The 13,148-nt window shown below is 63.3% G+C and carries 13 protein-coding genes; 7 read left to right on the top strand and 6 right to left on the bottom strand.

Annotated elements, in window-relative coordinates:
- Positions 1-9: 9 nt before the first annotated feature.
- The gene (locus tag BMY30_RS01685) at positions 10-681 is read left to right on the top strand and encodes a transglycosylase SLT domain-containing protein (protein WP_211607199.1); all 672 of its coding nucleotides are present in this window, start codon (positions 10-12) and stop codon (positions 679-681) included.
- A gap of 162 nt (positions 682-843) precedes the next feature.
- Positions 844-4,806, top strand: coding sequence for an EAL domain-containing protein (locus tag BMY30_RS18070; RefSeq protein WP_244516092.1), 3,963 nt, complete (start codon positions 844-846; stop codon positions 4,804-4,806).
- A gap of 44 nt (positions 4,807-4,850) precedes the next feature.
- Here the strand turns inward: BMY30_RS18070 and BMY30_RS01675 are convergent, their stop codons facing one another.
- Both BMY30_RS01675 and BMY30_RS01670 read right to left on the bottom strand, forming a co-directional pair.
- Positions 4,851-5,828 (bottom strand): GSU2403 family nucleotidyltransferase fold protein, encoded by a 978-nt coding sequence (locus BMY30_RS01675; protein WP_170840043.1) that lies wholly within the window; start codon positions 5,826-5,828, stop codon positions 4,851-4,853.
- 169 nt (positions 5,829-5,997) lie between these two features.
- Complete coding sequence (locus tag BMY30_RS01670; RefSeq protein ID WP_244516091.1) at positions 5,998-6,744, bottom strand: M15 family metallopeptidase; 747 nt, start codon at positions 6,742-6,744, stop codon at positions 5,998-6,000.
- Between the two features lie 141 nt (positions 6,745-6,885).
- On the opposite strand from BMY30_RS01670, the gene purU reads away from it, so the two are divergent.
- Positions 6,886-7,740: a formyltetrahydrofolate deformylase gene (gene purU, locus BMY30_RS01665; protein ID WP_089709963.1), complete on the top strand. Its 855-nt coding sequence runs from the start codon at positions 6,886-6,888 to the stop codon at positions 7,738-7,740.
- A 77-nt stretch (positions 7,741-7,817) separates the two neighbouring features.
- On the opposite strand, the gene BMY30_RS01660 is transcribed toward purU, so the two are convergent.
- Positions 7,818-8,222, bottom strand: coding sequence for a type II toxin-antitoxin system HicB family antitoxin (locus BMY30_RS01660; protein ID WP_089709961.1), 405 nt, complete (start codon positions 8,220-8,222; stop codon positions 7,818-7,820).
- A gap of 18 nt (positions 8,223-8,240) precedes the next feature.
- A complete protein-coding gene (locus BMY30_RS01655; RefSeq protein ID WP_089709958.1) occupies positions 8,241-8,423 on the bottom strand; it encodes a type II toxin-antitoxin system HicA family toxin in 183 nt (60 codons plus the stop codon).
- An 82-nt stretch (positions 8,424-8,505) separates the two neighbouring features.
- On the opposite strand from BMY30_RS01655, the gene BMY30_RS01650 reads away from it, so the two are divergent.
- Complete coding sequence (locus tag BMY30_RS01650) at positions 8,506-9,177, top strand: energy-coupling factor ABC transporter permease (RefSeq protein WP_089709955.1); 672 nt, start codon at positions 8,506-8,508, stop codon at positions 9,175-9,177.
- A 66-nt stretch (positions 9,178-9,243) separates the two neighbouring features.
- Complete coding sequence (locus BMY30_RS17920; protein WP_342027771.1) at positions 9,244-9,498, top strand: four helix bundle protein; 255 nt, start codon at positions 9,244-9,246, stop codon at positions 9,496-9,498.
- A 170-nt stretch (positions 9,499-9,668) separates the two neighbouring features.
- Here the strand turns inward: BMY30_RS17920 and dinB are convergent, their stop codons facing one another.
- Positions 9,669-10,715: a DNA polymerase IV gene (dinB, locus tag BMY30_RS01640; RefSeq protein ID WP_089710324.1), complete on the bottom strand. Its 1,047-nt coding sequence runs from the start codon at positions 10,713-10,715 to the stop codon at positions 9,669-9,671.
- A 37-nt stretch (positions 10,716-10,752) separates the two neighbouring features.
- Positions 10,753-11,409, bottom strand: coding sequence for a transcriptional repressor LexA (lexA, locus tag BMY30_RS01635; protein WP_089709953.1), 657 nt, complete (start codon positions 11,407-11,409; stop codon positions 10,753-10,755).
- Between the two features lie 409 nt (positions 11,410-11,818).
- Between lexA and BMY30_RS01630 the strand changes: the two genes are divergently transcribed.
- Together BMY30_RS01630 and BMY30_RS01625 are read left to right on the top strand one after the other, a co-directional pair.
- On the top strand, positions 11,819-12,487 hold the full coding sequence (locus tag BMY30_RS01630) for a TetR/AcrR family transcriptional regulator (protein WP_089709951.1): 669 nt from the start codon (positions 11,819-11,821) through the stop codon (positions 12,485-12,487).
- Positions 12,487-13,005: a L,D-transpeptidase gene (locus tag BMY30_RS01625; RefSeq protein WP_089709949.1), complete on the top strand. Its 519-nt coding sequence runs from the start codon at positions 12,487-12,489 to the stop codon at positions 13,003-13,005. Before BMY30_RS01630 ends, BMY30_RS01625 begins: the two co-directional genes overlap by 1 nt.
- Positions 13,006-13,148 lie beyond the last annotated feature (143 nt).

The raw sequence follows: 13,148 nt of genomic DNA, 5'->3' as shown, positions 1-13,148 counted from the left end.
CACTGAACCATGACCTCGACTGATACTGCCAACCCGACCCGACCCTGCGGATCGACTCTGCGCCTTCTGTCCACTCTGGCGTTGCTCATGGTGCTCTCCGGCTGTGCGATGCTGGCGCCGGCGCCGCCCGAGAACCAGTCGAATATCTGCGAGATCTTCCGCGAGCAGCCCGACTGGTACGATTACGCCCTTGATTCACAGGAAAAGTGGGGCACGCCCATCGCGACGCAGATGGCGATCATCGAGCGCGAATCCAGCTTTCGTAGCCATGTGAAGCCGCCGCGCAGCAAGCTGCTCGGCTTCATTCCCTGGACGCGACCCTCTTCGGCCTACGGTTATGCCCAGGCCCAGGACCCGGTATGGGGTGAGTACGAGGGGGAAGCGGGGCGGCTGTTTGCGCGGCGGACCCACATGAAGCACGCCACCGACTTCATCGGCTGGTACAACGCCCGTACCCGGCGCATGACCGGCGTTTCTCTGCACAACCCCGAGCATCTCTATCTGGCCTACCACGAGGGGCAGGGCGGCTATCGAAGCGGCTCCTGGCGCGGCAAGCCCTCCGTGCAGCGCGCCGCCCGCCAGGTTGCCACTACCGCCTCGCGTTATCGGCATCAGCTCGCTGCCTGCGAGGCGGAGTTTCGCTGCGATAGCCTGCTCGAGATATGGCCCTTCTGCCGTTGACCCCTCGCTGATAGCACTCGCTTTCGCTTCTGTACCAATGGGATGAGTCCAGAGACTGGCATCCATGGACGAAGCGCCGCATCATCTCGACACTCACGACAAGGAAACGACCGGGCTGGCGGGTGTCAGGCACCGAGTCGAACAGCGCAGGGAGCCATGTTCATGCCGTTCAAGACCCGCGATATTGCCCTGGACAGCTGGCTGCTGATGGTCTCGGCGGCCTTCGTGTTGATGGGGCTGGCCGGCATGGTGCAGTGGTTACATTACCCCCTGCAAATGCTGTTGGTCCCGGATGCCTCGCTGGCCGCCTTGTTGTCGGGTGCTGGCCTTCTCGCCGTGGTGCAACAGTGGCAGCGGGTGCGGCTGCTGGCGGGGGGCGGATTGCTGGCCCTGGCGTTGTATAGCCTGCTGCACAACGCCATCGCCGGCGGCAGTCAGGTGGGCGTCTCCTGGCTCTCCGGCGAACCACGGATTTCCTCGCTGCCAGCCGTCTGGCTGCTGGTGGTGGTCACCTGCCTGTTATCGGGGCTCGGCCGGCAAAAACGACGTCGTTTATGGCAGCTGTCCGGGTGCCTGGTGCTGGTGTTCGGGGTAACCTTGCTGGGTGTGATGCTCGTCTTCTCGGCGGATGGGCCGGGTTTGGCGTACATGACCTCATCCCCGTTGGTGGTGGCGTTGTTCACGCTGATGTATGGCAGTGCCATGCTCGTGGCGAGTGTCAGGACGAGCCAGCGGAAACTGCAGTTGGGAACAGCGGCCATCATGGTCGGCCTGGTAGGGGTGGTGGTCAGCTCTCTGGCGTGGTTCCTGCTTGGCTGGCAGCAACATCAGCGGATTCACCAGCAGGCGGAATATCTGCTCGACAACGTTCGGCTCAATGCCGAGCAGGTGATGCACTCGCATTTGCATTTGATGCAGCGTATGGCCGAGCGCCTGGATGCTTCGGCTACGGGACTGGAACCCTCCGTACTCAACCGCGATGTGTCCAACTACCTGCGTGACACCCCCAGTCTCGAGGTCATCGGCTTGCTGGGCAGTAACCAGAACTGGCTGTGGCGCCAGTCTCGCAGCGATGAGGCTCAGCGATGGTTGGCACGATGGACGGATGCCGAACGCGTGCAAGACTGGCTCGGTATGCCGTTTCCCCAACCCCGCATGATGGTGCCCGATGACAGCGCAGCGGGTCTGGCACTCATGGCGATCGCGGTACCGCGTCGCGACCAGCAACTGGTGGTCGTGCTGGACATGGCGACCCTCCTCGAACGTGGGCTGCGCATGCAACTGGGGGGCTTCCAGGTCAACCTGTCCCGGGATGATGAGCTGATCGTTGCCCTGGCGGCATCGGGCATGATCGCGCGAGATGTGAGTGGCTCCCCGAGGTTTGCCAAACGTCACATCGGTCTGCCGGGTGGCCTCATGCTCAGTCCATCCGTGCATCCCGGCTCCGAGGCGAGTTGGCTGCAAGCGGGTCTCGTGCCCTCAGCCGTTGGCCTGGGCGGGCTGACGCTGAGCTACCTGCTGGTCTTCAGCCTGGGGATGGCGCGCCTGGCCCTGGGGCATTCCCGGGAGCTGATGGCTGCCAGGGAGCAGCTCGAGCAGCAGCAATCCATCCAGGCGATGATTGCCGAGGAGGTACCGCTCGATCAGACCCTCGAAGCCATCTGCACCATGCTCGAGCGTCAGCTGCCGGGCGGATTATGCTCGATCATGCTGGCTGACGACGCAGGCGCCACGCTGCGTCTGGTAGCGGGAAACAGCCTGCCCGTGCGCTACCGTGAGGCGATCGGCTCGATCCCCATCGAGGCCGGCATCGGTGCCTGCGGCAGCTCGGCCCATGATCGTGAAGTGGTGATCTGCGAGGATCTCGCGCATGACCCGCGCTGGAAAGGCTTCAGGACCCTGGCCACCCATGAGGGGCTCATGGCCTGCTGGTCCTACCCGGTGATCGCCAGTGAGGGTCGCTTGCTGGGGACCTTCGCGACCTACTATCGACGGCCGGCCAGGCCGGGAAGTACCGAACTGGAAATGATGCGTCAGGCCGTGGACCTGGTGGCGCTGGCCGTGGAACGCGAGCAGGATCGGCGCTCCTTGTGGCAGAGCGAACAGCGCTACCGCTCGCTGTTTGCCTATAACCCGGATGCGGTGTTTTCACTGGATCTACAGGGACGCTTTGCCACGGCCAACGATCATTGTTCTGCACTGACCGGCTTTGCCGTCGAGCAGATCATCGGCACGCACTTTTCTCAATTCCTGAACCCGGACGACCTGGCCTATGTTCAGGAGAAGTTCGAGACCGCGGCTGCCGGGGAGCCCTGCCGCTATGAGCTGCAGATCCCCCACCTGGATGGCAAGATGCGCCGCCTGGATCTCACCAACCTGCCGATCGTGGTCGGTCAGCGCATCACGGGCGTCTATGGCATCGCCAAGGATGTGACCCAGCGACGCGAGCACGAGACCCGGTTGCGGATCCTTCAGCGCAGCGTGGAGGCCAGCGTCAACGGTGTGCTGATCGCTGACGCCAGGGAGCCCGATTTGCCGATCATCTATGCCAACGATGCCTTCGAGCGCATGACGGGGTATTCCCGCGAGGACGTCATGGGCCGCAATTGTCGCTTCCTGCAGGGTCCCGAGACCGACAAGACGACGTTGCAGCAGATTCGCCAGCGGCTGACCCACTACCGCGAGGTGCATGTCACCCTGTGCAATTATCGCAAGGATGGTACCCCCTTCTGGAACGACCTCTACATCTCGCCGGTGCGTGACGACCAGGGGCGGGTCTCCCACTATGTGGGCATCCAGCACGACATTTCCGAACACAAGGCCTACGAGGCGCGTCTGGCCTACCACGCCAGCCATGATGCCTTGACCGGGTTGCCTAACCGCTCCTTGCTGGAGGATCGGCTGGTCCATGACTTCGAGCTGGCCAGGCGAAAAGGGCACCTGCTGGCGGTGCTCTTCGTCGACCTCGACGAGTTCAAGCCGATCAATGACAGCCTGGGCCATGCCGTAGGCGATCAGCTGCTGCAGGGTGTTGCACAACGCCTTTCCGCAGCGATGCGTCCGGGCGATACCCTGGCGCGCCTGGGCGGCGACGAATTCGTGGTGCTGCTGCCGGACCTGCACAATGAAGAGCAGGCGCTGCAGGTGGCCGAGCGGCTGCTGGCGATCATTGCCCGACCCTATCGGGTCGGCGAGCATGAGCTTTCGCTGTCCTGCAGTATCGGCATTGCCGTCAGCAACGCTGAGGTGTCCCAGCCCATCGAGCTCATCCAGCAGGCCGACATGGCCATGTACCGCGCCAAGCAGCAAGGGCGCAATGCCTACCAGTGGTTCACCCCCGAGATTACCCTCCGGCTGGGGGATCGCGTCGCGCTGCGCAACGAGCTCCAGGAGGCGATCGATGCCCAGGCTTTCGAGTTGCACTATCAGCCGTTGATCGATCGTCAGGGACGAGTCGCCGGCGTGGAGGCATTGTTGCGCTGGCCAAATACCGTGCGTGGATATGTCCCACCCGACCAGTTCATCCCCCTGGCCGAGGAGACCGGCCAGATCATTCCGATCAGCGAATGGGTGCTCTCCAGGGCCTGTCGGGATCTGTGCATGCTCGACCAGGCGGGACACGGCATCCTGAATGTCGCGGTCAACCTATCGCCGCTGCAGTTTCATCGTTCGAGCTTTCTCGGCAACCTGCGCCAGACCCTGTCGGTCACCGGGCTGCCGGCGCCGAAACTGTCATTGGAGCTCACCGAAGGCGTGCTGATGGATGATACCGAAAATGCCATTGATACCTTGCATGCCCTCAAGAGCATGGGGGTGAATGTCGCCATCGACGACTTCGGCACCGGCTTTTCCAGCCTCAGCTACCTCAAGAATCTGCCCATCGACACGGTGAAGATCGACCGCAGCTTCGTTAGCGAAGTGACACGCAATGCCGAGGATGACGCCATCATCCAGGGCATCATCTCCATGGCGCATCACCTCGGGCTGAAGGTGGTCGCCGAAGGCATCGAGCATGAGGAGCAGTACCGCCTGCTGATGACCCATGGCTGCGACCTCTTCCAGGGCTTTCATCTGGGCCGTCCCATGCCACTGGAGAACCTCATCGACTTCCTAGGCGAGTCATGAACGGCTTCCGGGATGTGCCTTCCATTAAGGCGAATCGGTGTGCATCAGACATCCAGGTCGTCGACCTCCTCGGCGGCCTGGTCGGAAAGAGTAGACGGGAAAATTCGGCGAATCGCCCGGGTGATCGGCAAGTCTCTCAGCTCATTGCTCAGCAGGGCGGCTACCAGTCGGGCCTGAGCCTCATCCCGGTAGCGCTTCATGGGTTCGCGATCGCGACGATGGCTGACATACCATTTGTGGAGCACGAAGGCTCGTGGATCGACGGTGGTAAGCCTCAGTGGCATACCGCGCTCGTCGAAGACAATGGCGTCGTAGCTGGGTGACGCGACGAGCCATTTCAGCGAGTCGATAGCGACCGGGGTCAGATCATCGGTGTCGAGCAACCGCTCGAAGGCATTTTTCTGCAGCGGGTCGACGCCGCCCTGAGTCACAAAATCAACTCGATACCCGGCATCGTTGGCAGCACAAAATGTAAAAGCCGAGTCGGAAAGACGCTGGAAGGTCTTGTCGCTTCTCCTCAGCAGGGAGAGGAGTCCCTGGGGCTTCAATTGCGCGACGATGCGTACCCCCTGTCGCGCATCCATCAATACGTCCACGTCCGCCGTCGCCAGATGTTCCGGTTCGATGAGCACGCCGGCTCGGGCCTCATAGGCATAGAGCGCAGTGGTTCCGATAATACGAAAGGGGATCTTGTCGCGCTGGAGCGCGCGCATTACCCGCGCTGCAACAAGCGGAAAACGGTTGAGCCGGTTGGCTCGGACGTAGGCCCCATGCAGCGCGAGTTGATCCTTCAAGCTCGCTTCGCGTGCCTTGTAGACGGCCTTCCTCTCATCGAACGCGGTCTTGAGGTTCTCTGTCTCGCTGGAGCGAGGACCAAGAGAATGGTTCTTGCCGTGAGAGTAAGCGCGATAGAGGTAGTCGCGGCCGTTAATCCGCTTCCAATGCATCGATCCTTCGACTTGGCGGCCTTGAGCACGATGCGTTTCCAAGGCTTCAAATAGCTGAATGGCATTGGTCGCCACCTTCGATGGCTCTTGTTTCAGTCGTGTGTATCCCATCCGGCGCACCATGCTCAGGCGTATAGCGGTATTTTAACTAAAGACTCTTCATTTTGATATTTTATTTAGTTAAATTGAAAAAGTGTTGTAATATCAACATATTATTATCCAATCCGTCGTTGGGCGTCAGGGCTCAAAGCTGCCGCCGCCAGCGGCTTTCGATGGTCTCCAGCTCCGCCGGCCCGTAGAGGGCTTGGGCGTGACCGCTGTAATGGGCCCATAGCTGATCCCCCGCATCGTAGTGCCACCATTCGCTCGGCAGGTTGGTAAAGCCCTGTTCGCGCATGGCCCCGTAGAGGCGACGTCGGTTGTCGCGCGCCTGTCGCTGCCGGGCATCCGGGCGAGAGATGGCTTCCAGCGCGGCGGTGTGCGATGCCGGCACGGCCTCGTCGAACAGGGTGCCCATGTCCAGCGGCAGCCCGTCGGCATCGCTCAGGGTCACATCCACGGCGCCGCCGGTGAGGTGAGGGCTCGGTGAACTCGCCTCCCGGCTGGGCACGGCGACGAATTCTCGCGTCCGCTCCAGCAATGCCTCCTCGCCGAGGGCAGGGTGGTGCGACCTTATGGTCTCCTGCAGGGTATCGAAAAGATACTGTTGCACGCGCCAGGGTCGCCAGCCGTCGAGGACAATCAGCCCATATTCCGCTGGCAGGGAACGTGCCACCTTCAGCAGCCGCCGATAGACCCCTTCACGGACATAGCATTCGTTGATCGCCCCGGGAATATCCTCCTTGGCATAGACCGGGAAGACCTTGATCGGTGACGGCGCCAGGCTCAGCGGGACCAGCGGTTCGTCACTTCCGGTGATGGGGATGCGGCTCACCACGGACCAGTCAGGCTCGGTGTGGCGCTCGATGGGCGATGACAGAAAGCGGTTCAAGGACGTCTCCATGGGGTCAACCTGGATGAGCAGGATCAATACCGGCTGCAATGGTTACTCGGTCGGCTTCACCATACAGGCGAGGCTGGCCTTTTTGGTACACTGCTGCCCCCAGCCACCACTGCAACCCGGGATCATTCGATGTCTCACTACTACCGCCTGGTGGTTTCCTGTCCCGACCGCCTGGGCATCGTCGCCAGGGTCTCCAACTTCATCGCCGGGCACGGCGGCTCGATCACCGAGGCCAGCCAGCATTCCGATCTGGAGGCGGGGCGCTTCTTCATGCGCTACGAGATCCTCGCCGACTCGGTGGCCATGCCACCGGAGGCGTTGCGCGAGGCTTTCGCGCCGATCGCCGAGGAGTTCGAGATGGCCTGGGCGCTCACCGACACTCGCCAGCGGCGTCGCGTAGTGCTGATGGTGTCGCGGGAAACCCATTGCCTGGTGGACCTGCTCTATCGCTGGACGGCGGGGGAACTCGACTGCGACATCGCTTGCGTCATTTCCAACCACGAGGACATGCGGGGGCTGGTGGAGTGGCACGGCATCGGCTACCACCATGTGCCGGTCAAGGCCGACGACAAGCAGGCCGCCTTCGCCGAGGTGCAGCGGCTGGTCGACGATGCCCGCGCCGACTGCGTGGTGCTGGCCCGCTACATGCAGATCATGCCGCCCGAGCTCTGCCAGCGCTTCCAGGGCCGGATGATCAACATCCACCACAGCTTCCTGCCATCCTTCGCCGGGGCCAGGCCCTATCATCAGGCCCACCAGCGCGGGGTCAAGCTGATCGGCGCCACCTGCCACTACGTCACCGAGGAACTCGACGCCGGGCCGATCATCGAGCAGGACATCCACCGGGTCAGCCACTGCCACACCCCCAACGACCTGGTGCGCTTCGGGCGCGATGTGGAGAAGGCAGTGCTGGCGCGCGGCCTGCGCTGGCACCTGGAGGATCGCGTACTGATCCACGGCAACAAGACCGTGGTTTTTGCCTGACGGACTGGTCTAACGACCTTGCGATCGTCCGCGTCGAGGTCAACGCAGGCGATCTACCCTCGGTAGGCGTTCGTTCGCTATAGATGGTGCAACTTTTCCAGAGCGGCGTTGCTCAGGAACGTCGAGCGGCTTTTGACGCCATGAAGTGTCACGTACTCGTCAATCTGGCGAAGCACCATGCCTGGCAGGGTAACGGTTACCTTCTCTGCTTTTCCCAGATACGGGGTTAGATCGATATCGATCATGCCCCATCCCCAGCCCTCGAAGTCCGGGTTGCGGCGATGTTCATCGATCCCGCTCGGTTTTGGAACTGGCTCGCCGCGGGCTGCCATTTCTTGAAGTACGATATGCGCGGCCTCGATGGCATTGTCGTAGGCTTCTTCCGGGGTGTCCCCGGCACTGATTGCGCCGGGAATGTCGGGGAAAACGATGCCGGTAGCGGTGGTCTCGTCTCCCCACTCGATTGCGATGGGATATTGCATCGTGTGCCTCCGCACGGGTCATGACAGCCCCGCCTGTTTGAAAATCTGGTGTACAGTGCCTTTCGGCAAGTCTTTTTTCGGGTGTGGAACAGGAATGGCACCAGGTCTGTCAGGGTGTTTAAAAACGTGGTGGCTGCCCCGGACTCGGTCCAGCACCCAGCCAGCGGCTTCAAGCTCCCTGATGAGGTCGCTGCTTTTCACCGCTTTCTCCCTCGGATTTCAGCCTGAATTATACGTCCAGCCGTACCATTATGACACCCCGCGATCTCCATGAGGTGACTGCATGACGATTGCCGAGCCGGTTCTCGCCCCCTGGCTACTGCTGCTCTGCGGTGTGATCTCGCTGGCGTTCATCGGCCTGGCCCTGAGTCGCCGGCCGTGGATTGCGCTGCTCGATGACCACGCCCTGCAGCATCGCTGGCTGGCCGCCACCGTCATCGTGATGCTGTTCTGGCAGTTGCGTGCCCAGGCGGTGGACTGGCTTACCCTGCACCTGATGTTCACCGCGCTGCTGACGCTGATCTTCAAGGCACCGCTGGCGCTGCTCTCGATCACCGCGATCAATATCGCCATGGTGCTGCTGGGGCGCATCGAATGGCCACTGTTGGGGGTGAACGTGCTGGTCACCGGCGTGGTGCCGGCCTTGGTGATGGGCATCATCTGGCGTCTGGTCGACCGGCGCCTGCCCGACAACCTGATGGTCTTCATGTTCGTCTGCTGTTTTTTCGGTTCGGCCCTGGCCACCCTGGCAGCAGGCCTCTCCGCCGTGGGGCTGATGGCGCTGGGCGCCACCGATGCCGAGGCGTTACGCCAGGCGCTGGAGTACGCTCGCTTCCTGCCGCTGCTGATGCCCTCTGAAGCCTTCATCACCGGCATGCTGATGAGCATCCTGCTGGTCTACCACCCCGGCTGGGTCGCCACCTTCAATGACCACCGGTATATCGATACGAAATAAGCGCCAAGCGGCCAAGCGGCCAAGATAAAAGCAGCCAAGGGCCGAGCAACCCAAGCTTTCGGTGCTATGTTGAAAGCTCAAGGTACTTGGATGGGGGCAGGGATGCGATTCGAGGATCTGCTGGTGTGGAAACGCTCGGCGAGACTGTGCTCGGAGGTGTACCGGTCTTTCAGCCAATCACGAGATTTCGGGTTCAAGGATCAGATCACCCGATCCGCCCTATCGATCGCAAGTAATATTGCCGAAGGCTACGAACGGGACAGTGATCGGGACCGCCTCAAGTTCCTAAGCTATGCAAAGGGCTCCTGCGCTGAGCTGTGAACCCAGATCTACATTGGCATCGAAATAGGCTACATCGAAAAGTCGATGGACCATGGATGGGCCGAAGAGACAAGGGAAATTTCTCGCATGCTCTACGGACTCATGACCCGGCTCCGTGACTGAATTAGCTTTGCGTGGGTTGGCCGCTCGGCGCTTGGCCGCTTGGCGGCTTACAGCGCCAGCGTGAGCTGCTGCCGTGCTTCCTCGGGCACCAGGCGGACGCCGACGCCGAGCAGGCGCACGGGGCGGCGGGCACGCGACCAGGCCTGTTCCAGCAGGCGGGTGTAGCTGTCGGCGTCGGGGGTGAGGCCGCGGCTTTCCAGGGTGGTGAGGCTGAAGTCGTCGAAGCGCACCTTGACGAAGAGCCCGGCCATCGGCGGGTGGCCGTGGCGTTCAAGCCGGCCCTGCAGTTTCTCGCAGAGTGGGGCGAGGGCGGCGCTGGCGGTCGCCAGGTCAGGCAGGTCGCGGTCGAAAGTGGTCTCCACGCTCACCGACTTGCGCTCGCGCTCGATGCGCACTGGGCGGTCGTCGATGCCGCGGGAGAGCTCGAAGAGCCGGCGCCCGAACTTGCCGAAGTCGTCCAGCAGGCGCTCGATGGGCAGCTCGCGTAGCTCGGCGCAGGTTCTGATGCCCATGGCGTCGAGCTTGGCGCCGGTGGCCGGTCCCACGCCGTGTAGCTTCTTCACCGGCAGCTCGCGCACGAAGGCATCGACTCGCTCCGGCGGAATCACCGTCAGGCCGTCGGGTTTCTCCCAGTCACTGGCGATCTTGGCCAGGAACTTCGAGGGGGCAGCGCCCACCGAGACGGTGATCCCTGTGCGCCGATAGCACTCTTCCTTGAGCCATTCGGCCATCCAGGTGGCGCTGCCGCGGAAGCCCTCGACCTCGGTGACGTCGAGGAAGGCCTCGTCCAGCGACAGCGGCTCGACCAGCGGGGTGAGTTCGTGGAAGACCGCCTGGATCTGCCGCGAGACCTCGCGATATTTCTCGAACTGGCCGCGCATCAGGGTCAGCTGGGGGCAGAGGCGCAGCGCCTGGGCGGTGGGCATGGCGGAGTGGATACCGAAGGTGCGGGCGGGGTAGTTGCAGGTGGCGATCACCCCGCGCTGCTCCCGCGAGCCGCCGATGGCCAGCGGGATATCGCGCAGGGCGGGGTTGTCGCGCATCTCCACGGCGGCGAAGAAGCAGTCGCAGTCGGCGTGGAGGATCTTGCGGATGGGGTCAGTCATGCGGCGAGCGCAGCCAGCTTCAGGTTCAGCCCAGTGCCTGGCCGTTGCCACCGCGAATAACCCCCACCCCGATGCCCTCGATCTCCAGCGGCTCGTGGCGCAGGTCCACCTTTATGGGCGCGAAGTCGGGGTTCTCGGCTTCCAGGGTGACCACGTGGCCCTGGCGGTGGAAGCGCTTCACGGTGACGTCGTCCTCCAGGCGTGCCACCACGATCTGGCCATTGCGGATGCGCTCGGTGCGGTGCACCGCCAGCAGGTCGCCCTCGAGGATGCCGGCATCCTTCATGGAGAGGCCGCGCACTCGCAGCAGGTAGTCGGCGCGCGGGGTGAAGTACTCCGGTGGCAGCGGGCAGTAGCGGTCGATGTGCTCGGCGGCCAGTACCGGGCTGCCGGCGGCTACCTCGCCGATGATCGGCAGGCCCTGGGCCGGCTCATCCAGCACATCGTCGTTGGCGGCATCCGGCTCCTGGGCCGGCAGGCGGATGCCTCGCGAGGTTCCGCGGATCATCTTGATCGCCCCCTTGCGCTCCAGGGCGCGCAGGTGCTCCTCGGCGGCATTGGGCGACTTGAACCCCAGTGCCCGGGAAATCTCCGCCCGGGTCGGCGGGTAGCCGAGCTCGTTCATGGTCTTGACGATGAAATCGAGCACGTTCTGCTGCCGGGCCGTGAGTAAGCGACTCATGGGACCTCCAGGGTCGGTAACCAGGGGGTGGCGATTTTCTGCCACGCGTCTGGTCAAGTATACAGCATGTTTTTCCATCCAGTAAAAGGACCGAGAACCCAAGCGGCCAAGCGGCCAAGCAGCCAAGCGGGCCATACCATTGAGATTTTTCATTGACGCCGTCACGGCCGGTGCCATCATCTTGCTCGGCGCTCGGCGCTCGGCGCTCGGCGCTCGGCGCTCGGCGCTCGGCGCTCGGCGCTCGGCGCTCGGCGCTCGGCGCTCGGCGCTCGGCGCTCGGCGCTCGGCGCTCGGCGCTCGCCCCGTTTAAAACACCTGATATCCTTCAATCTTGAGCCAGGTTAATGGTTGTCATACACTTTCGTAGCGTTCAAACAATTGTTTCTAATCAGATGGAGCCGTTTTACCCATGGCCCAGCATCCCGACACCGTCACCCGTATCCTGGATACCGCCGAGGTGCTGTTCGCAGAACGCGGCTTCGCCGAGACATCGCTGCGCAACATCACCAGTAAGGCCAGGGTCAACCTGGCGGCGGTCAACTACCACTTCGGCTCCAAGAAGTCGCTGATCCAGGCGGTGTTCGCGCGCTATCTCGACCCCTTCACCGTGCGTTTCCACACCGCCCTCGATGAACTCGAGGCGCGCCACGAGGGCGGCGTCATCCCGCTGGAAGAGCTGCTGGAGACCATGGCGCGCAGCGTGCTCGAGGTGCCGGCGGAGCGCCACAGCCTGAAAGTGTTCATGCGCCTGCTGGGGCTCGCCTACAGCCAGGCCCAGGGGCATCTACGGCGCTACATCCAGGAGCAGTATGGCAGCGTCTTCACCCGCTTTACCGAGCTGGTACGCCGGGCCACACCTGAACTGCCCGACGCCGAGCGCTTCTGGCGGCTACATTTTATGCTGGGCACGGTGATCTTCACGCTCTCCGGCCTGGATGCCCTGCGCGATATCGCCGAGAAGGACTATGGCGAGCACGTCAGCGTGCGCGACCTGGTGCGACGCCTACGCCCGGTGGTGGTAGCGGCCATGAATGCGCCCTTGCCCGAGCCCCTTCCGGCCCAGCGCGAGGCGGGCTGATGCGCACGCCCGTGCTCACTGAACTGCCGCCGACGGAAGGCGTGTGGCTGGAGATCGACACCGCCGCCCAGCGGCTGACGGTATGGCAGGGGCGGGAGATCGACTGGCAGTGCGAGGTTTCCACGGCCGCCGAGGGTACCGGGGAGGAGGAGGGCAGCGGCGCCACGCCCCTGGGCTGGCACCAGGTGCGCGCCGCCATCGGTGCGGGCAATGCGCCGGGCACCGTCTACCGTGGCCGCCGGCCCACAGGCGAGGTCTACAACGAGGCCCTGGCCGCCGAGCACCCGGGGCGCGACTGGATCCTCACGCGCATCCTCTGGCTCAGCGGCCTGGAATCCGGCCGCAATCGCGGTGCCAATGTCGACTCACAACGGCGTTATATCTACCTGCACGGCACCCCACCCAGCGAACCCATGGGCGTTGCCCGATCCCACGGCTGCATTCGCCTGCGCGATAGTGAGCTGCTGGCGCTGTTCGAGATTGCCGTACCGAACACGCCGGTGTGGCTGCATGACTAGAAGCAGCCAAGCGGCCAAGCGGCCAAGCAGCCAAGCAGCCAAGCGGGCTATACCATTGAGATTTTTCATTGACGCCGTAACGGCCGGTGCCATCATCCTGCTCGGCGCTCGGCGCTCGGCGCTCGGCGCTCGGCGCTCGGCGC

The sequence above is a fragment of the Halomonas daqiaonensis genome, assembly GCF_900109725.1.
Classification (GTDB): domain Bacteria; phylum Pseudomonadota; class Gammaproteobacteria; order Pseudomonadales; family Halomonadaceae; genus Halomonas; species Halomonas daqiaonensis.
This window is presented reverse-complemented; position numbering and strand designations above follow the sequence as displayed.